The following is a 19,341-nucleotide window of genomic DNA, read 5'->3' as shown; positions in this document are numbered from 1 at the left end:
CCGTTTACCAGACGCCGTTGGACTTGAAGTCCTCGACGGCCTTCCTGATTTCGCCCTCGATCTCGTCGTTGTAGTCGCCGCTCTGGTCGATCTTCTCGATCAGCGCGCTGTAGTTCGACTTCACGTGGCTCTGCAGGGCGGACTCGAAGTCGACGACCTTCTTGAGTTCGACATCGTCGATGTAGCCCTGCGTGGCCGCGTACAGCGAGACCGCCATTTCGCCGACCGAGAGCGGCGAATACTGACTCTGCTTCATCAGCTCCATGACGCGCTGCCCGCGCTCGAGCTGCTTGCGGGTCTGCTCGTCCAGATCCGACGCGAACTGGGCGAACGCCTGCAGCTCGCGGTACTGCGCGAGTGACAGTCGAATGGTGCCACCGAGCTTCTTGATGATCTTCGTCTGCGCGGAGCCACCGACACGAGAGACCGACAAGCCGGCGTTGATCGCCGGGCGGATGCCGGAGTTGAACAGATCGCTCTCGAGATAGATCTGGCCATCGGTGATCGAGATCACGTTGGTCGGGACGAACGCCGAGACGTCGCCCGCCTGGGTCTCGATAATCGGAAGCGCGGTCAGCGACCCGGTTTTGCCCTTGACCTCGCCGTCGGTGGCCTTCTCGACGTAGTCGGCGTTGACCCGCGCCGCGCGCTCCAGCAGCCGCGAGTGCAGATAGAACACATCGCCCGGATAGGCCTCACGGCCGGGCGGACGACGCAGGAGCAGGGAGACCTGACGGTACGCCCAGGCCTGCTTGGTCAGGTCATCGTAGACGATGAGCGCGTCTTCACCGCGGTCGCGGAAGTATTCACCCATGGCACAGCCGGCATAGGCGGCGATGTACTGCGCGGCGGCGGATTCGGCGGCACCGGCGGCGACCACGATGGTGTGCTCCATCGCCCCGTGCTCTTCGAGCTTGCGCACGGTCGCGGCGATCGACGACTGCTTCTGGCCGATCGCGACGTAGATGCACTTAATGCCCGTGCCTTTCTGGTTGATGATCGTATCGACGGCGATCGCCGACTTACCGGTCTGACGGTCACCAATGATCAGCTCACGCTGCCCACGGCCGATCGGGACCATCGAGTCGATCGCCTTGAGACCGGTCTGGACCGGCTGGTCGACCGACTGGCGCGCGATCACGCCCGGGGCGACCACCTCGATCGGTGCCGTCTGTTTGGCCCCGATCTCGCCCTTGCCATCCAGGGGGCTGCCGAGCGAACCGACGACGCGGCCGAGGAGTTCTTCCCCGACCGGCACCTCGAGGATACGGCCGGTACAGCGGGCGGTATCGCCTTCGGACAGGTGGACGTAATCGCCCAGCACGACGACGCCGACGGAGTCACGCTCGAGGTTGAGCGCGAGGCCGAACGTTTCGCCCGGGAACTCGATCATTTCGCCCTGCATGACCTCGCCGAGGCCGTGTACGCGGACGATACCGTCCTGCACGCTGACGACGGTGCCTTCGGTGCGCGCTTCGGTGCCCGCATCGAAGTCTTCGATGCGCTGCTTGATCAGCTCGCTGATTTCGGACGGGTTGAGTTGCATGGAGTTGATTCCTCTGTAATTCCCGGTGATCAGTGGGCGAGGCGGCTCGTCAGGCGCTCGAGGCGCCCCTTGAGCGAGCCGTCGATGACCAGGTCTCCGGCCCGGATCACGGCCCCGCCGATCAACGACGGGTCGACCTCGCAATGGAGACGGATTTCGCGGTCGAGACGCTTGCGCAGGGAGGCGCTGACGCGCTCACGCTGGCCTTCGTCGAGTTCGGCCGCGGAAGTGATCCAGGCGTCGACCGTGCCCTCGGCCTCGGCACGCAATGCCTCGTAGCGATGCGCGACATCGGGCAGCACGGGGAGCCGACCATTGATGGCCATCAGGCGCACGAGGTTGCGCGCGCCTTCCTCGATATCGTCCCCCGCGATTCCGAGCACGAGCTCGGCGCGCTCGTCCGGCGACAGGCGGGGCGCGCGCAGGACACGCGCCACGCGCTCATCGGCAGCGATATACGCCAGCACGGCCAGCGTGCCGGACCATTCCTCCCGACGCCCGCTCGCACTCGCGAGTTCGAAAACTGCCGCGGCATAGGGCCGGGCAAGCTGGTTCGAAGCCATTGCGCGGATCCCTTAGAGTTCCTCGACGAGTTCGTCGAGTACGCGGGCGTGTTTGTCCTGGTCGACCTCGCTGCGGAGCACCTTCTCGGCCCCCGAGAGCGCGATTGCGACGACCTGGCCACGCAGATGCTCGCGCGCCTGGGTGACCTCGCGGTCGATCTCGGCCTGGGCGGACTGCTTGATGCGCTCGGCCTCGCTCCGGGCGGACTCCTTCGACTCTTCGACGATCTCGTTCCCGCGTTTCTGCGCGTTCTCGATGATCTCCGAGGCCTGGGCCTTCGCCTCACGCAGGGTCTCTTCGCCCCGCTGACGGGCAAGCTCCTCTTCGTGCTCGCCGCGTTCAGCGGCCGCGAGGCCGTCGGCGATCTTTTTCTGCCGCTCGTGCAGCGCGTCGCGAAGCGGCGGCCACACGAGCTTCATGCAGAACCAGACGAACAGGGCGAACCCGATAGTCTGACCGAGCAGTGTCAGATTGATGTTCATGACTGCGTCCCCGGTGGTTCGGCGTCAACGACGGTTGCGGAAAGTACGCGGCAACCGTGGCGGAACTGCTAGGCCACGAAGATCACGTAGAGGCCGATCGCGAGACCGATGACCGACAGCGCGTCGAGCAGACCGGCGACAATGAACATCTTCACCTGCAGCATCGGCGCCATCTCCGGCTGCCGCGCGGCGCCTTCGAGGAACTTGCCGCCAAGCATGCCAAAGCCGATAGCGGTGCCGAGGCCGGCAAGGCTCACCATGATGGCCGCGGCAATCAATTGAACAGCTTCTGCCATTTCCATTACTTCACTCCCGGGTGTCGAGGGGTTGGGTCAAACCGGTGCGACGGCATCACGCATCAATGCTCGTCGGTGTCGTGGGCCATCGACAGGTAGACGATGGTCAGAACCATGAAAATAAACGCCTGCAGGGGAACGACCAGGATATGGAAGATCGCCCACGGCAGGTGCAGTGCCCACTGGGCCCAGAACGGCAGCAGCGCCGCGATCAGGACAAAGATCAGTTCAGCGGCGTACAGGTTGCCGAACAGACGCATGCCGAGCGAGATCATCTTCGCCAGCAGGGTCACGGTCTCGAGGATCAGGTTGAACGGCAGCATCCACTTGCCGAACGGATGGAAGCACATCTCCTTCGCGAATCCACCGGCGCCCTTGATCTTCACGCTGTAGTACAGGATCAGGATGAACACGCCCAGTGCCATCCCCATCGGCGCATTGATGTCGGCCGGCGGCACGATGCGGAAGGCCGGCGCGCCGAATCCGTGCTCGGCGATATACGGGATGTAGTCGACGGGCACCAGGTCCATCAGGTTCATCAGGAACACCCAGACGACAATCGTCAGGGCAAGCGGCGCGATCAGCTCGCTGCGGCCGTGGAATGTATCGCGCACCTGGTTGTCGACGAACTCGACGATCGACTCGATGAAGTTCTGGAAGCCGCCCGGTTGATCGGTGGTCGCGCGCTTGGCGGCCATGCGGAAGATCCAGATAAAGAAGATGCCGGTGAGGGCGGAGAACATGAGCGTATCGACGTGCACCGCCATGAAGCCCATTTCCCTGGCTTCCTGCGCGTTCTGCGCAAAACCCCAGGAGCCGTTCGGGTGCTGCCCGTACGTGAGGTTGGTCAGGTGGTGCTTGATGTAACCCTGGGCTGTGAGCTGCTCGCTTGCCATAAGACAGGACCGTTCTCTGTGCGGTTTACTGTTCCAGTAGCAGCGGCGCGAACCAGTGCACCGTCTGTACCGCGATAAATGCCAGAATCAGCGGTAATGGCGGAACCTCGGGCCACACCCGAAAGATCGCCATGAAGGCCACCGCGATCGACGCGAGCTTGACGCCTTCACCGATATACAGGGCCCCGAGCATCGCGGCCGGCTTCGCCGGATCCGCCGCGAACACCCGCCAGGCGAACCAGACCTGTGCCAGCAGGCACGTTAGGCCGCCCAGTGCCGCGGCCAGGGCCGCCTTATCCCCGCCCGCGAGCCATGCGATCCCGGCGGCGACTGCCCCCGTTCCCGCCTGAGCCAATAGCAGCCGGCGGACCGGTCGTAATCGGCTGGCACCGCTCGGCAGCTGCTCGTTCACGGGTGACTCCGCTCCAGACCGTAGCAACCGGTCGCCCCGCTCGAAGCGCTGCATACGAAGCGCGCGAGTATATAGACCGGTCCGCGGGGGGGTCAACTTGGCCGCGCCCGTCCGGGCCCGGCACGGCGTCGCGGTGCGGACGCGGTTCGCGGGTTACCGGATGTGTTCGAGGATGCCTTCGAGCTCGTCGATACTGTTGTAGCTGATCTGCAGTTTGCCCCGGCCCCCCGTTCCGGTCTGGATCGTGACCGCCGCGCCCAGCTTCTCGGAGAGATCCTGCTCCATGCGCCGCGTGTCGGCGTCCTTCTTCGGCGGTTTCGCGGGCTTCTCGTTGTCACCTTCGAGTTCGCGCTTCACCAGCTGCTCGGTGGCGCGCACGGTCAGCCCGCGATCCGCTACCTGACGGGCGATCGCGCGCTGGCGATCCCCCTTGAGGCCGAGCAGGGCCCGGGCATGGCCCATCTCGAGGTGGCCGGTCTCGACCAGTTCCTTGACGTTGTCGTCGAGCTCCTGGAGGCGCAGCAGGTTGCTTACGGAGGCGCGCGAGCGGCCGACGGCGCCCGCGACCTGCTGATGGGTCAGGCCAAAGTCTTCCACCAGCCGTGAGATTGCACGCGCCTCTTCGAGCGGGTTGAGATCCTCGCGCTGGATATTCTCGATCAGGGCGATCGCTGCCGCGGCCTGATCTTCCATCTCGCGCACCACGCCTGGGATTTCGTCCATCCCGGCGATCTGGGCGGCGCGCCAGCGGCGCTCGCCGGCGATGAGTTCGAAGCCGCCGTCGACCGGGCGCACGACCACCGGCTGCACCATTCCCTGGGAGGAAATCGAGTCGGCGAGTTCCTGCAGCGCGTCGGGATCGAAATGCCGCCGCGGCTGGTAGCGTCCGCGGCGGACGCGATCGACGGGGAGCATCTGCAGTGCGTCGCGCTTTTCCTCTTCGGTCACCTCGGTGACCGAGTCGACCGAGTGGCCATCGCCAACGAGGGCACTGAAGCCCCGCCCGAGACCGCGCTTCCTGGACATGGTTTCGTGATTCCGTGTTAAAGCAGGTTGTTGGATCGTAGCCGGGATGCAGCGCCCCTACGCTGCGCCGGCGCTCTCGCGCGAGCGCGTCTTCGAGTCCTTGCGCAGGAGTTCGCCGGCGAGCGCGAGATACGCGAGCGCGCCGCGCGAGGTGCGATCATAGTACATCACCGGGCGGCCGTAGCTGGGCGCCTCGGCCAGGCGGACATTGCGCGGGATGATGGTCCGGTAGACCCGGTCTCCGAAGTGCTCGGTCAGCTCCGCCGAGACATCGGCGCCGAGGTTGTTGCGCCCGTCGTACATCGTGCGCAGCAGGCCCTCGAGTACGAGATCCGGGTTCACCGTGTCGCGGACATCGTCGATCGTGTTCAGCAGTGCCGAGAGGCCCTCCAGCGCGTAGTACTCGCACTGCATCGGGATGAGGACGCCGTCGGCCGCGACCAGCGCGTTCAGCGTGAGGATATTCAGCGCCGGCGGGCAGTCCACGAGGATGTAATCGTAGTCTTCACGCAGGGTATCCAGCGCCTTCTTCAGCCGCTGCTCGCGGGCCAGCTTCTCCATCAGCTTGACCTCGGCGGCGGTCAGGTCACCGTTGCCCGGCAGCAGCGCGTACTGAACCTTGTCCAGCGCCACCACGGCATCGCGGGCGGCGCATTCCCCCATCAGGACATGGTAGGCGGAGCGGGCGAGGTCACGCTTGTCGAGGCCGCTGCCCATGGTGGCGTTGCCCTGGGGATCGAGGTCGACCAGCAGGACGCGCCGGTGCGTCGACGCGAGCGAGGCCGCGAGGTTGACCGCGGTCGTCGTTTTGCCGACGCCGCCTTTCTGGTTCGCGATCGCGATGATGCGGGCCATCAGCCTGTCGTCTCCTGATCATCCATCCCGGCACCTGCGGGCTCGCCCCGCCGGACCATGCGCACGGCGTGGCGCTGGGCGTCGACACCCGGCACCACGAGCGGCACGACCTCGACCATCCAGTCGGGCCCCAGTGCCTCGATCTCGCGCGCCGGATCACGCCCCTTCGCCGCCAGCAGGCAGCCACCGGGCGCCGCCAGATGCCCGGCCGCGGCACCGAATTCCGCCAGACTGCCGAACGCGCGCGTAACCAGTGTGTCGAACGTGGCGCTCGGCGGCAGATCCTCCACTCGCGCACGTTCCACAATAACATTGCCGAGACCCAGGGTCCTGACGATATGTTCCAGAAACAGGGCGCGTTTGGTGCGCGGCTCTACCAGCGTCACGCCCAGATCCGGGTCGGCGATCGCGAGCGGCAGGCCCGGCAGGCCACCGCCCGAACCGATATCGGCGATACGCTCGCCACGCAGCAGTGGTGCCAGTGCAAGGCTGTCGAGGAGATGCACGGGCACCATGCGCTCGGGATCCAGTACCGAGGTGAGGTTATGCACCCGCCCCCAGCGCGCAAGTTCGTCACGATAGGCGAGCAGGCGCTCGCGGCGATCATCGGGCAGCGATTGTCCCAGCGCCTGCAAACCCGCCGCGAGCGGATCGGTAGTGGCCATCAGGCGCTGCGCCGGAGCGCGTCTCCGCGCCGGCGCAGGTGCACCAGCAGCAGCGACACGGCCGCCGGCGTCACCCCGGCGATGCGCCCGGCCTGACCGATCGTCGCCGGGCGATGGGCGGCCAGCTTCTCGCGGACCTCGGTCGACAGGCCCTGGACCTCCGTATAGTCGAGGTCGGGCGGCAGCTCGGTATCCTCGCGGGCGCGATCACGCTCGATCTGGTCACGCTGCTGGGCCACGTAACCGGCGTACTTCGCCTGGACGTCGATCTGGAAGGCCACGTCATCGGCCTCCACACCGGGCCCGATACCCGGTGCCCCCACCAGGGTGGCGTAATCCAGTTCCGGGCGGCGCAGCAGATCCTGGACCGGTTCGGGCTTCGAGATCCGCACGCCGCGCCGATTGGCCAGGTCGGTCGCCGCGTCGTCGCCGGGGCGCACCGTCAATTCGGCCAGCCGCGCCTGTTCCGCGGCGATCGCCGTTTCCCGCTCGCCGAATCGGGCCCACCGCTCGTCGTCGATCAGGCCGAGTTCACGCCCGATCGCGGTGAGGCGCAGGTCGGCATTGTCCTCGCGCAGCTGCAGCCGGTACTCGGCGCGGCTGGTGAACATGCGATAGGGCTCGCGCGTACCGCGCGTCACCAGATCATCGATGAGCACGCCGATATACGCCTGATCGCGCCGTGGCGTCCACGGGGCCTCGCCGGCGGCCGCGCGGGCGGCATTGAGGCCGGCGATGAGCCCCTGGGCGGCCGCCTCCTCGTAGCCGGTGGTGCCGTTGATCTGACCGGCGAAATACAGCCCGGTCAGTGGGCGCGTTTCCAGCGAGGGCTGGAGGCCGCGCGGGTCGAAGAAATCGTACTCGATGGCATAACCCGGGCGCGTGATATGCGCGTTGCCAAAGCCCGGGATCGAGCGCACGAACTCGATCTGGACGTCGAACGGGAGGCTGGTCGAGATGCCGTTCGGATAGAGCTCGGGGGTGTCGAGGCCCTCGGGCTCCAGGAATATCTGGTGGTGGTCGCGGTCGGCGAAGCGCACGACCTTGTCCTCGATCGAGGGGCAGTAGCGCGGGCCTTCGCTGTCGATATGGCCGCCGTACATGGCCGAACGGTGGAGCGATTCACGGATCAGGTCATGGGTCCCCGGCCCGGTGTGGGCGATATGGCACACGGTCTGGCGCGGGTGGTCCGCGGTCGATCCCATGAACGAGAATACCGGCCGCGGCTCATCGCCCGCCTGGACGTCCAGCGCGGAGAAGTCGATCGAGCGGCCGTCGATGCGCGGCGGCGTACCGGTTTTCAGGCGCCCGACCTCGAACGGCAGGGCGCGCAGGCGCTGGGCGAGTGCGTTGGCCGGCGCATCGCCGGCACGACCGCCACCGTGGTTCTGATCGCCCACATGGATCCGCCCGCCGAGGAAGGTTCCCACGGTCAGCACGACGCTCTCGGCCCGCAGCTCGATCCCGAGCTGGGTGACGACGCCAATCACCCGCTCGCCGTCGACGATCAGATCGTCCACGGCCTGCTGGAACAGCTGCAGATTCGGTTGCTGTTCGAGCGTGGCCCGGATCGCCTGTTTGTACAGCACGCGGTCCGACTGGGCGCGCGTGGCCCGCACGGCCGGACCTTTGCGGCCGTTCAGTGTCCGCACGTGGATCGCGGCACGGTCGGCGGCCTTAGCCATGGCGCCGCCGAGCGCGTCGATCTCGCGCACCAGATGGCCCTTGCCGATCCCGCCGATGGCCGGGTTGCAGCTCATCTGCCCGAGGGTGTCGAGGCTGTGGGTGAGCAAAATCGTGCGCGCACCGGTCCGCGCCGCGGCCAGCGCGGCCTCGGTCCCGGCGTGTCCGCCGCCGATGACAATGACGTCGTAGTGTTCTGGATGCTGCATAGCCGGCCTATGATAGCGCCCGACCCGCTGAGGTTAAATCACCGACTGTCGGTGGAAGCTTGGGTTGGGGAATTCTGATGCGTGTTTTCGGGTTCTCGCCAAGGCGCCAAGCGCGCCAAGGGACGCGAAGGAGGACAAAGGAAGAAGGCCTGGAGAGTTCGTAGGTCGGGTTTTAACCCGACACGTGGTGCCCCGATTCTGTCGGGCTGCACCCCGCTTCACAGAAATCCGACGAGGCGGGTGAAATTCCTCTCCATGATCTGATCGCCTCACACCCCGACACGCAGGTGTCGGGTTAAAACCCGACCTACGCCGTTCTTGGCGTCCCTTGGCGCGCTTGGCGCCTTGGCGAGAACCCCAAAACACGGTTCAGCGCCCCGAAGCCCTATCACTTGCCAATACAGAACCGGCTGAAGATTTCGCCCAGCAGGTCCTCGGTGGTGGTTTCGCCGGTGATGGCGCCGATGGCGGTCTGGGCCTGGCGGAGGCGTTCGGCGGCGAGTTCGCCGGCGCCGGTATCCACCAGTTCCGTGCGCGCGGCGCGGATTTCCCCATCGGCCCGGTCCAGGGCGTCGAGATGGCGGCGGCGGGCGCTGAAGGCGCCGCCTTCGGGGCCCGTTCCGAGCAGGGTGCGCAGGTGGGCGCGCAGGGCGTCGAGGCCCTCGCCGGTGACGGCCGAAAGGCGGAAGACACGCCCCGTCTCCGTGTCGATCACGCCGGCCTCTTCACCAGTGAGGTCGATCTTGGTGCGGACCGTGTCGACGACCGCGCCGGGTGGGAGCTCGGGCGTTTCCGCGTCGGCATCCGCGGCGCTGTCGACGACCAGAAGAACGCGATCCGCCTCGTCCAGCGCGGCACGCGCGCGGCGCACGCCCTCGGACTCGACCGGATCGTCGGTGGCGCGCAGGCCGGCGGTGTCGAGCAGGGTCAGCGGCACGCCGTCGAGGCGGATCGATTCACGCAGGACGTCGCGGGTGGTGCCAGCGATGTCGGTGACGATCGCGCTGTCGGCGCCGGCGAGGGCATTGAGCAGGCTGGATTTGCCCGCGTTCGGGGCGCCGGCGATGACGAGCGTCAGGCCCTCGACCAGCCGCCGGCCCTCGGCGGCGCTGGCGCGCGTGTCGGCGAGATCCGCGATCAGGGCATCCAGGCGGTCACGCAGCGCCGTATCGGCCAGAAAGTCGATCTCGTCCTCGGGGAAATCGAGCGCGGCCTCGATCCAGGCGCGCAGGGTCGTCAGCTCATCGCGCAGGGCATGCACGCGGCGGGAGAACGCGCCCTCCAGCGAGCGCATCGCGGCGCGGGCGCCGGCGGCGTCACCGCTCTCGATGAGATCGGCGACCGCCTCGGCCTGGGCGAGATCAAGGCGGCCATTGAGGAAGGCGCGCTCGGTGAACTCGCCGGGGCGAGCCGGGCGCGCCCCGAGTTCCAGCATGCGGGCGTACAGCGCATCGACGACGGCGGGGCCGCCGTGGCCGTGGAACTCGACCGTGTCCTCGCCGGTGTAGGAACCCGGACCGGGGAACCAGAGGACCAGCCCCTCGTCGAGCGTGATGCCGGCGCTGTCTCGGAACGGGCGCAGCGCAGCGCGGTGGGGCGGCGGCAGGGGCGGCGCCACGGCGGCGGCGATCGTGCCCGCGGCCGGGCCGCTGACCCGGACGATGCCGACCCCGCCATACCCGGGCGGGGTGACGGGGGCGGCGATCGTGTCCGGTTCGATCATGGGCGCCCGATCAGCGATCCCGGGCGGAGTCGTCGCTACGGTGGCCAGACTGGTCGGCACCGGACTGGTCTGCAATGGCCTCGGACGCCTCCGCCTGCGTGTCGTCCTCGGGCTCGGCCTTGTCAGTGCCCTTGCCCTTGCCCTTGTCGCGGCCCGGTACATCGCCGACCACATGGCGCGTGATGTAGTACTGCTGCGCGATCGACAGGACGTTGTTCGTCAGCCAGTACAGCACGAGCCCCGCCGGGAAGAACATGAAGAAGACCGTGAACACGACCGGCAGGGCCGCGAAGATCTTCTGCTGCATCGGGTCGACCGGCGCGGGGTTCAGCTTCTGCTGCGCCCACATCGAGGCGCCCATGAGCAGCGGCAGGATGAACCACGGGTCGCGCACGGAAAGGTCATTGATCCAGAGGATGAAATCCGCGTGGCGCAGTTCGACCGTCCCCAGCAGCATCCAGTAGAGCGCGATAAAGACCGGGATCTGGACCAGGATCGGGAGACAGCCACCGAGCGGGTTGATCTTCTCGGTCTTGTACAGGTCCATCATGGCGCGACCCATGCGTTCGCGGTCGTCGCCGTAACGGTCCTTGAGCTGCTGGATCTTGGGTTGCAGCTTGCGCATCTTCGCCATCGAGCGGTAGCTCTTCTCGGAGAGCTTGTAGAAGACGAGCTTGATCAGCAGCGTCAGCAGGATGATGGCGAAGCCCCAGTTGCCGACGTACGAGTGGAGCCAGTCCAGTACCCAGAACAGCGGTTCGGACAGGAACGCGAGGTAGCCGTAGTCGATCGTGAGGGTCAGACCCTCGGCGAGCCCCGCCAGATAATCCGTGTCCTTGGGGCCGACGTAGAGCCGGTTCGAGAAGGAGATACTCTCGCCGCTGGCCGCCTCCTTCGCCGTCGAATAGAGCCCGATCAGATAGCGCGGCTGCGCGCCGTCGGTGAGCGCCTTGGTGTAATAGGTATTGGTCTCCCCTTCGCTGGGCAGCCAGGCGGTTACGAAATAGTGCTCCACCATGGCGGCCCAGCCGCCCTCGAAGGTTTTCTGCATCGGCTCTTCGGCGATGTCCTCGAGGGCGATCTGTTCGTACTTGTCCTCGCTGTTGTAGTACGCGGCACCGAAAAATGCCGGCAGCAGGGTCGGCTGCTCCTCGCTCGGGATCTGGTAGCGCTGGAACTGGCGGTACTGGCGCCCCACCCAAGGCGAGTCGCCGGTATTCTCGACGTCGAAAGCGACATCGACGACGTAGCTGTCGCGATGGAAGGTATAGGTCTTGGTCACGCGCACACCGTCGCCGGACCACACGAGCGGCACCCGCAGCGTGTCCTCCCCCTCGGCCAGGCGGTACTCGTCAGCCTCGGCCCTGAACTCGGCGTGGTGCGTCGGCGCGGGCTGGTCGCCGGCCTGCAGGCCGGACTGCGCCACGAACAGGTCGCCGCCGGTATCCGTCAGGAGTTCGACCGGCTCGTCGCCGCCGCTCTCGGCCTTGTACTTGCGCAGGAATGCCTGGCGCAGATCGCCACCGCGCGTATCGATGGTGACGTCCAGACGATCGGTCACGACCTGGATGCGCCGACCCTTCTCGATCGGTGCCTGGCCCGGGGCGTCGTCGAGGCTGGCGTCGGAGGGCGTACCGTCATCGCCCGCATCGGCGGTTACCGGACCCTCGGGGGTATCCCCCGGAGCGGTGGCGGAGCCGTCACCGTCGGCGGAACGCTCGGCGGTCGCCGGTGCGGTGCCTTCACGCCGCGGGCCATAGTCGACCTGCCAAGTCTGCCAGATCAGCAGCAGGAGCAGGCCGAGCGCCCCGTAGAGAAATAACCGCTGGTTATCCATTTTCTGGTACGGCTCCGAGGTTTCGCTGCGGCGGTCTCAGGTTCTGGCCAGCCGTTGATGGAGGATGCGCCACTGGCGATCGATACTCGCCCGCAGCTCGGCACGATCGGCCCGGGCGGCGGCGGGCTTGGGCAGTACGATGAAATCGAGGCCCGCCGTGTATTCGGGATGGGCGCGGAAGCTCTCGCGCACGACCCGCTTGAACGTGTTGCGCCGCGTGGCGAGGGCGATCTTGCGACGGCCGACGGCAAGGCCAAGCCGTCCGTACGGCAGGGCGTTCGCTCGGGCCAGCACGGTTACCCGCGAATCGCCTGCCCGGGTCGCCCGCTCGAAAACGGCGCGGAACTCGACCGGCCGCAGCAAACGGTGATGGCGCGGAAAGCCGGCCACGCGGAACGGGACGCCGACGGCCGGCCGGCGATCACGGCGTCAGGCGATGACGGCCCTTGGCGCGGCGTGCCTTGAGCACGGCGCGACCGGCACGGGTGGCCATACGGGCACGGAAGCCGTGCGTGCGCTTGCGGTGAATCGTGCTGGGCTGAAACGTTCGCTTCATGATCGATATCCGGCTGTTCGACGGGCCCGGAGGGGCGCGGACAAGCGCGGAATCGTAGCGGCGAGCGCGCTCCGGGTCAATGTCTGTGGTGTATGGATCGCCCTGTGCAACGGGCGTACACTGCGGCGTCATTCCCGGTGCCTGCGCCGAGTCGATCCCGCATGGGGCGGCCGGCCGCCACGAGTACCTGGCGGCAGGAGGCGATGCTGGCCGGCGAGCGCGGGTCGCCCGCCTGCGCCGTCCACGTGGCACGCACGCAAAATCCCGTCGCAGGAAGGAATTCGAGCCTTGGGCGCCGCCATCTGGAACCGCTGTCTGACACAACTCGAAAGGGAACTGTCGGATCAGCAGCTCAACACGTGGATCCGCCCGCTCCAGCCCGAGCTGCAGGCGGGGGTCCTGAAGCTCTACGCGCCCAACCGGTTCGTGCTGGACTGGGTGCGCGAGCACTTTTTCCCGCGCATCGACGCGATCGTGCAGGACCTGGGCGACGATGCGCCCGAGCGCGTCGTCCTCGAAGTCGGCAGCCAGCCACGCCCGGCCACGCCCGCGGCGAACCCGGAACCAGCCGCCGCCGTGGAGGATCCCACTCCGGCCGCTCTCTCGGAACACGGTCGCGGGCGCCCGCAGCAGCGCATCGAGCACAATCTCAATCGCGAATTCACCTTCGAGACCTTCGTCGAGGGCAAATCGAACCAGCTCTGCCGAGCGGCCTCATTGCAGGTCGGCGAGAATCCCGGGCGCGCCTATAACCCCCTGTTCATTTACGGCGGGGTGGGCCTCGGCAAGACCCACCTGATGCACGCCATCGGCAATGCCATGCTTGCGCACAAGCCCGATGCCCGGGTCGTCTATCTGCACTCCGAACGCTTCGTCGCCGATATGGTCAAGGCGCTGCAGCGGAACGCGATCAATGAGTTCAAGCGCTTCTACCGCTCCCTCGACGGACTGCTGATCGACGACATCCAGTTCTTCGCCCGCAAGGAACGCTCGCAGGAGGAATTCTTCCACACTTTCAATGCATTGCTGGAAGGAGACCAGCAGGTGATCCTCACCTGCGACCGCTATCCCAAGGAGGTGGACGGGCTCGAGGAGCGGCTCAAATCGCGCTTCGGCTGGGGCCTGACGGTGGCGATCGAACCGCCGGAGCTCGAGACCCGGGTCGCGATCCTGCATCGCAAGGCGGAACAGGCGGAGATCGCCCTGCCGGATGAGGTCGCGTTTTTCATCGCCAAGCGGATCCGCTCGAATGTGCGTGAACTGGAGGGGGCGCTCCGACGGGTGATCGCCAATGCGCATTTCACCGGGCGGCCCATCACGCTCGAGTTCGCGCGCGAAGCGCTGCGCGATCTGATCGCGCTGCAGGACAAGCTGGTGACGGTGGAGAACATCCAGAAGACGGTCGCCGAGTACTACAAGATCCGCGTCGCCGATCTGCTGTCCAAACGGCGCAGCCGCTCGATCGCGCGCCCGCGGCAGCTGGCGATGGTCCTAGCCAAGGAATTGACGAACCACAGCCTGCCCGAGATCGGCGACGCGTTCGGCGGGCGCGATCACACGACCGTTCTCCACGCCTGCCGCAAGATCGCGGAACTGCGCGAGGGTGACGTCCGGATCGATGAAGACTATTCCAACATGATGCGGATTCTGACGAGCTGAGGCACAAGCCGTGGGCATCCTGTGGAAAACGTGAGTGTAACGCGGGTAGGATGAAATCGACGCGATTCGGACCACAAGTTGTCCACAGGTGGGGAACAGGCCAGCGGGCCATCGCCCCACAGGGTAAGACGGTTATAAGTATCTGATCTGTCGGGGAAATTGGACGGTTATCCGCAGCGTTGGCCGGCACTAATAACAGTAATAGGTTTATATAAGACCACTAATAATCAGGGATCAGCCGATGAAATTCGAGATAGCGCGCGAATCGCTTCTGAAACCGCTGCAGCAGGTGATCGGTGCGGTGGAACGGCGGCAGACGCTGCCGGCCCTCGCCAATGTGCTGATCCGTGCAACTGATCATGGTCTGCAGCTGACCGCAACGGATCTGGAAATCGAGCTGCGCGCGGACGTCGCGGTCGAGGTGGAACGCCCGGGCGAGACGACCGTGACGGCGCGCAAACTGCTCGATATCTGCCGGAATCTGCCGACCGGCGCCTCGGTGGGTGTGGAACTGGACGGTGAGCGGGTCGTGGTCCGCTCCGGTCGCAGCCGGTTTACGCTGGTGACGCTGCCGCCGGCTGAATTCCCGGTCGTCGACGAGGTGCAGGCGCAGGTCGAGTTCCAGCTGGGCCAAGCCGAACTCAAGCGCGCGATCGACCGTATCGGGTTCGCCATGGCGCAACAGGACGTGCGGTATTACCTCAATGGTCTCCTGTTTGAGCTCGCGGGGGATCGCCTGCGGACCGTGGCGACGGATGGCCATCGCCTCTCGATGTGCGAAATCCGGACCGAACTGCCCGGAGCCGAGGGTCAGCAGGTCATCGTTCCGCGCAAAGGGGTGATTGAACTCGCGCGGCTGCTCGATTCCGACGCGGAAGAGCCGGTTACCGTTCGGGTCGGCGGGAATCACATCCAGGTGGACATCCCGGGGTTGCGGTTCACGTCCAAACTGATCGATGGCCGGTTCCCGGATTACACCCGCGTGGTTCCGGAAGGCGGTGCCTACGAGATGCGGGCCGACCGGGAGACACTGCGTCAGGCGCTGGCACGCACGTCGATCCTGTCGAACGAGAAATACAAGGGCGTGAGGCTTGCGCTGAACGGGTCCGGGCTGAGTGTCCAGACGCACAATCCGGATCAGGAGGAAGCGGAAGAGGAGATCGAGGTCGAGTACGCCGGCGAGGCGCTCGAGATCGGGTTCAACGTGGTGTATCTGCTGGACATCCTGGGAAGTATCGAGGGCGACACCGTCCAGGCGCAGTTCAATGATTCCAATAGCAGCTGTCTGATCACGGATGTGGCATCGGATGAATGCCGGCATGTCGTGATGCCGATGCGCCTCTGAGCCGTATGCCACGCGAGTCGTTGGCCGGGTCGCCGTGCGGCTGACGGCGCTTGATGTGCGGGATGTGAGACTGATCCGGAGCGCGGCGCTGGAGCCGGGTCCGGATGTCAACCTCCTGCTGGGTCCGAATGCGACCGGCAAGACGTCGGTTCTTGAGGCGATTCATATCCTGGCGACCGGGCGCTCCTTTGCCGCGAGCCGTACGGCGAGGGTGGTTCGGGTCGGTGGTGGGCCGCTGCGGGTGGTCGGCCGTGTGCAACGCGGGGGCGAGGGCACGCTTCACCGCCTCGGGATCGAGCGGGGGCATTCGGGACCGGCGCGGATGCGCGTCGATGGCCGACCGGCGGAACGCATGGCGGAACTGGCACGGCTGCTCCCGGTGATCGCCATCCACCCACAGAGTCACGAAGTGATTATGGGCGGTCCAGGTGAGCGCCGCCGGCTGCTCGACCTCGGATTGTTCCACGTGGAACCTCGTTTCCACGACCTCTGGCAGCGGTACCGGCGGGCCCTGTCGCAACGCAACGTACTCCTGCGGAAACGAGTCGCGGAACCCGAACTGGGACCGTGGGAGGCCGAGCTGGGTCGGACGGGCGCGCAGCTCGATGAATTTCGGCGCCGCTACGTCGAGTCATTGGCGGCGGAGGTCATGGAGCTCGCGCCGGCGCTGTTCGGTGACTCGATCGCGCTGGATCTTGAGTATCGTCGCGGATGGCCGGAGGGCGAAACCCTTGTCGATGCGCTCGGTCGGCTCCGCAGCCGTGATATCGAGCAACGCGTCACGGGGATGGGGCCGCATCGTGCGGACCTGGTCCTGCGCATCGATGGACGGGATGTCCGCCAGCGGATTTCACGTGGGCAGCAGAAACTGCTCGTGTACCTCCTGCGGCTCGCGCAGGCGCGGCAGCTGGCAGGCGCCGGGGATGGCAGTTGTGTCCTTCTGCTGGACGACCTCCCCGCCGAGCTTGATGCCGATCGGCGCGCTCGGGTGATGGCCGCGGCCGTGTCAGTGGGGGCGCAGTGTTTCGTGACCGCGCTGGAAAAGGACAGTGTTCCGATCCCGCAGGATATCGCCTGCAATATGTTCCACGTGGAACAGGGAGAGGTGTCCGAGGTGCTACACTAAGGGGTTCGCTTCAGGGGGCCGACCGATGACCGATTCGCCGTTGTACGATTCCACGCAGATCAAGGTGCTGAAAGGCCTGGACGCCGTCCGGAAACGTCCCGGTATGTATATCGGGGACACCGACGACGGGACCGGCCTGCACCACATGGTCTTCGAGGTGGTCGATAACGCGATCGATGAGGCCCTCGGCGGCTACTGCAGCACGATCCAGGTCATTATCCACTCGGACGAATCGATCACCGTGGTCGATGACGGTCGGGGGATCCCGGTGGACATCCACGAGGAAGAGGGCCGATCGGCGGCGGAGGTCATCATGACCGTGCTCCACGCCGGCGGTAAGTTCGACCAGAATTCCTACAAGGTCTCTGGCGGTCTCCATGGCGTCGGCGTCTCCGTGGTCAATGCCCTGTCCTCGAGCCTGCGCATGACGATCCATCGCGATAACCGCATCCACCGCATGGATTTTGACCACAGCGTCCCGGTCGCCCCGCTTGAAGAGATTGGCGACACCGACCACTCCGGTACCGAGATCCATTTCCGTCCGGATCCGGGCATCTTCACGAACATCGAGTTCCACTACGACGTGCTCGCCCGCCGCCTGCGCGAGCTTTCTTTCCTGAACTCCGGGGTCCGGATCGCGCTGACCGACGAGCGCACCGGCAAAGAGGATGTGTTCGAGTACCAGGGCGGCATCCGCGCCTTCGTCGAACACCTCAACCGCCACAAATCGCCGCTCCACCCGACCGTGTTCCACTTCGCGGACGAGACCCAGGAGATCACGGTCGAAGTGGCGATGCAGTGGAACGACTCGTACCAGGAGAACATCTTCTGTTTCACGAACAACATCCCGCAGCGCGACGGCGGCACCCACCTGTCCGGTTTCCGGACTGCGCTCACGCGCAGCCTCAATCACTACATGGAAGCCGAAGGGATCACCAAGAAGGCCAAGGTCACGCCCACGGGCGATGATGCGCGTGAGGGCCTGACCGCCGTCCTGTCGGTGAAGGTGCCGGATCCGAAATTCTCCTCGCAGACCAAGGACAAGCTGGTGTCGTCCGAGGTGCGGGGCGTGGTCGAGTCCAGTCTCGGCGAACGCCTGTCGGCGTTCCTGCTGGAGAAGCCGAACGAGGCCAAGGCGATTACGGCGAAGATCGTCGAGGCCGCCCGCGCGCGCGACGCGGCCCGCAAGGCGCGCGACATGACGCGGCGCAAGGGCGCGCTGGACGTGGCGGGGCTGCCCGGCAAGCTCGCGGATTGCCAGGAAAAAGACCCCGCCCTGTCGGAGATGTTCGTCGTGGAGGGTGACTCGGCGGGCGGGTCAGCGAAGCAGGGCCGAGACCGCCGAACGCAGGCGATCCTGCCGCTCAAAGGCAAGATCCTGAACGTCGAGAAGGCGCGGTTCGATCGCATGCTGGCGTCGGGAGAGGTCGCCACGCTGATCACCGCGCTCGGCTGCGGCATCGGCCCGGACGAATTCGACGCGGACAAACTGCGCTATCACCGCATCGTCATCATGACGGACGCGGACGTGGACGGCTCGCATATCCGCACGCTGCTGCTGACGTTCTTCTATCGGCAGATGCCGGAGTTGATCCGCCGCGGGCACGTGTATATCGCCCAGCCGCCGCTGTACAAGGTCAAGCGCGGAAAGCAGGAACATTACGTCAAGGACGACGACGAGCTGAACGCCCACCTGCTGGCGCTCGCGCTGGACGACGCCGAGCTCTACGTCCATCCGGACGCGCCGCCGATCGCCGAGTCCGCTCTGGAGGCACTGGCCCGCGACTATACGCGCGTGCAGCGAGTGGTGTCCGGTCTAAGCCGGCGTTTCGATCGGGAGCTGCTCGAGCAGCTCCTGAATCTGCCTCCGGTGACGGCCGAGGACCAGCGCGACGAATCCGCGATGCATGCCTGGGCCGAAAAGCTGCGTGACCGCCTCAATGGGGCGACGGGGAACGGCTACGACGTCAGTACCGAGCGCCAGGATGCCGGCGTCGCGGTAGTCGTCAGCCACTCGATCCACGGCAACGAACACCGCAGCGTCCTGGGCCCGGGCTTCTTCGGGTCACCGGAATACGAGGTCATTGCCGAGTTCGCCGGCCGCGTGCACGATCTGCTGGACGCCGGTGCGTTTATCCGCCGGGGCAAGCATCAGCGCGACGTCCATGAATTCCGCGAGGTGATGGAATGGCTGCTGGCCCAGGGCCGCAAGGGCCTGACGTTCCAGCGCTACAAGGGCCTCGGTGAGATGAACCCGGAGCAGCTCTGGGAAACCACCATGGATCCCGATTCGCGGCGCCTGCTGCAGGTGCGGATCGAGGATGCGGTTGCGGCCGACGAAATGTTCACCACGCTGATGGGCGACCATGTCGAGCCGCGTCGCGCATTCATCGAGCGCAATGCCCTCGCTGTCAGCAACCTCGATATCTGATCTCCAACATTCTGTCGTAACTGGAAAGAA

Annotated in this window: 18 protein-coding genes; 4 read left to right on the top strand and 14 right to left on the bottom strand. The window is 66.2% G+C overall.

Going from position 1 to position 19,341, the window contains the following annotated elements:
* Nucleotides 1-4 precede the first annotated feature (4 nt).
* The 14 genes from atpA to rpmH form a co-directional block, all read right to left on the bottom strand.
* Nucleotides 5-1,546: a F0F1 ATP synthase subunit alpha gene (atpA, locus tag A0W70_RS13580; protein WP_070989537.1), complete on the bottom strand. Its 1,542-nt coding sequence runs from the start codon at nt 1,544-1,546 to the stop codon at nt 5-7.
* Nucleotides 1,547-1,575: 29 nt separating this feature from the next.
* A complete protein-coding gene (locus A0W70_RS13575) occupies nt 1,576-2,109 on the bottom strand; it encodes a F0F1 ATP synthase subunit delta (RefSeq protein WP_070989534.1) in 534 nt (177 codons plus the stop codon).
* Nucleotides 2,110-2,121: 12 nt separating this feature from the next.
* Complete coding sequence (locus A0W70_RS13570) at nt 2,122-2,592, bottom strand: F0F1 ATP synthase subunit B (protein ID WP_070989532.1); 471 nt, start codon at nt 2,590-2,592, stop codon at nt 2,122-2,124.
* A 68-nt stretch (nt 2,593-2,660) separates the two neighbouring features.
* On the bottom strand, nt 2,661-2,894 hold the full coding sequence (atpE, locus tag A0W70_RS13565) for a F0F1 ATP synthase subunit C (RefSeq protein ID WP_070989530.1): 234 nt from the start codon (nt 2,892-2,894) through the stop codon (nt 2,661-2,663).
* A gap of 56 nt (nt 2,895-2,950) precedes the next feature.
* Nucleotides 2,951-3,784 (bottom strand): F0F1 ATP synthase subunit A, encoded by an 834-nt coding sequence (atpB, locus tag A0W70_RS13560; RefSeq protein WP_070989528.1) that lies wholly within the window; start codon nt 3,782-3,784, stop codon nt 2,951-2,953.
* Nucleotides 3,785-3,809: 25 nt separating this feature from the next.
* Nucleotides 3,810-4,196 carry an ATP synthase subunit I gene (locus A0W70_RS13555; RefSeq protein WP_175443126.1) on the bottom strand — a complete coding sequence of 129 codons (387 nt, stop codon included), beginning with the start codon at nt 4,194-4,196 and terminating at the stop codon, nt 3,810-3,812.
* Nucleotides 4,197-4,349: 153 nt separating this feature from the next.
* Complete coding sequence (locus tag A0W70_RS13550) at nt 4,350-5,222, bottom strand: ParB/RepB/Spo0J family partition protein (RefSeq protein ID WP_070989526.1); 873 nt, start codon at nt 5,220-5,222, stop codon at nt 4,350-4,352.
* A gap of 57 nt (nt 5,223-5,279) precedes the next feature.
* Nucleotides 5,280-6,077: a ParA family protein gene (locus A0W70_RS13545; protein ID WP_070989524.1), complete on the bottom strand. Its 798-nt coding sequence runs from the start codon at nt 6,075-6,077 to the stop codon at nt 5,280-5,282.
* Entirely contained in the window at nt 6,077-6,742 is a 666-nt protein-coding gene (gene rsmG / locus A0W70_RS13540; protein WP_070989522.1) for a 16S rRNA (guanine(527)-N(7))-methyltransferase RsmG, read from the bottom strand. The genes A0W70_RS13545 and rsmG overlap by 1 nt, the downstream gene beginning before the upstream one ends.
* Nucleotides 6,742-8,634 (bottom strand): tRNA uridine-5-carboxymethylaminomethyl(34) synthesis enzyme MnmG, encoded by a 1,893-nt coding sequence (mnmG, locus tag A0W70_RS13535; protein WP_070989520.1) that lies wholly within the window; start codon nt 8,632-8,634, stop codon nt 6,742-6,744. Before mnmG ends, rsmG begins: the two co-directional genes overlap by 1 nt.
* A 388-nt stretch (nt 8,635-9,022) precedes the next feature.
* Nucleotides 9,023-10,357 carry a tRNA uridine-5-carboxymethylaminomethyl(34) synthesis GTPase MnmE gene (mnmE, locus tag A0W70_RS13530; RefSeq protein ID WP_070989518.1) on the bottom strand — a complete coding sequence of 445 codons (1,335 nt, stop codon included), beginning with the start codon at nt 10,355-10,357 and terminating at the stop codon, nt 9,023-9,025.
* A 10-nt stretch (nt 10,358-10,367) separates the two neighbouring features.
* Nucleotides 10,368-12,194, bottom strand: coding sequence for a membrane protein insertase YidC (gene yidC / locus A0W70_RS13525; protein ID WP_070989516.1), 1,827 nt, complete (start codon nt 12,192-12,194; stop codon nt 10,368-10,370).
* Between the two features lie 36 nt (nt 12,195-12,230).
* Nucleotides 12,231-12,584 (bottom strand): ribonuclease P protein component, encoded by a 354-nt coding sequence (rnpA, locus tag A0W70_RS13520; RefSeq protein WP_070989514.1) that lies wholly within the window; start codon nt 12,582-12,584, stop codon nt 12,231-12,233.
* Between the two features lie 31 nt (nt 12,585-12,615).
* On the bottom strand, nt 12,616-12,750 hold the full coding sequence (gene rpmH, locus A0W70_RS13515; protein WP_070989511.1) for a 50S ribosomal protein L34: 135 nt from the start codon (nt 12,748-12,750) through the stop codon (nt 12,616-12,618).
* A 288-nt stretch (nt 12,751-13,038) separates the two neighbouring features.
* Here rpmH and dnaA point away from each other — a divergent pair, with 288 nt between their 5' ends.
* The 4 genes from dnaA to gyrB all read left to right on the top strand — a co-directional run bounded on the left by dnaA (nt 13,039) and on the right by gyrB (nt 19,311).
* A complete protein-coding gene (gene dnaA, locus A0W70_RS13510) occupies nt 13,039-14,409 on the top strand; it encodes a chromosomal replication initiator protein DnaA (RefSeq protein ID WP_070989509.1) in 1,371 nt (456 codons plus the stop codon).
* A gap of 241 nt (nt 14,410-14,650) precedes the next feature.
* Entirely contained in the window at nt 14,651-15,754 is a 1,104-nt protein-coding gene (gene dnaN, locus A0W70_RS13505; protein ID WP_070989507.1) for a DNA polymerase III subunit beta, read from the top strand.
* Nucleotides 15,755-15,788: 34 nt separating this feature from the next.
* Nucleotides 15,789-16,880: a DNA replication/repair protein RecF gene (gene recF, locus A0W70_RS13500; RefSeq protein ID WP_070989505.1), complete on the top strand. Its 1,092-nt coding sequence runs from the start codon at nt 15,789-15,791 to the stop codon at nt 16,878-16,880.
* Between the two features lie 25 nt (nt 16,881-16,905).
* Complete coding sequence (gyrB, locus tag A0W70_RS13495) at nt 16,906-19,311, top strand: DNA topoisomerase (ATP-hydrolyzing) subunit B (protein WP_070989503.1); 2,406 nt, start codon at nt 16,906-16,908, stop codon at nt 19,309-19,311.
* Nucleotides 19,312-19,341 lie beyond the last annotated feature (30 nt).

Origin of the sequence: Halofilum ochraceum, from assembly GCF_001614315.2 — a bacterium.
Lineage (GTDB): Bacteria > Pseudomonadota > Gammaproteobacteria > XJ16 > Halofilaceae > Halofilum > Halofilum ochraceum.
This window is presented reverse-complemented; position numbering and strand designations above follow the sequence as displayed.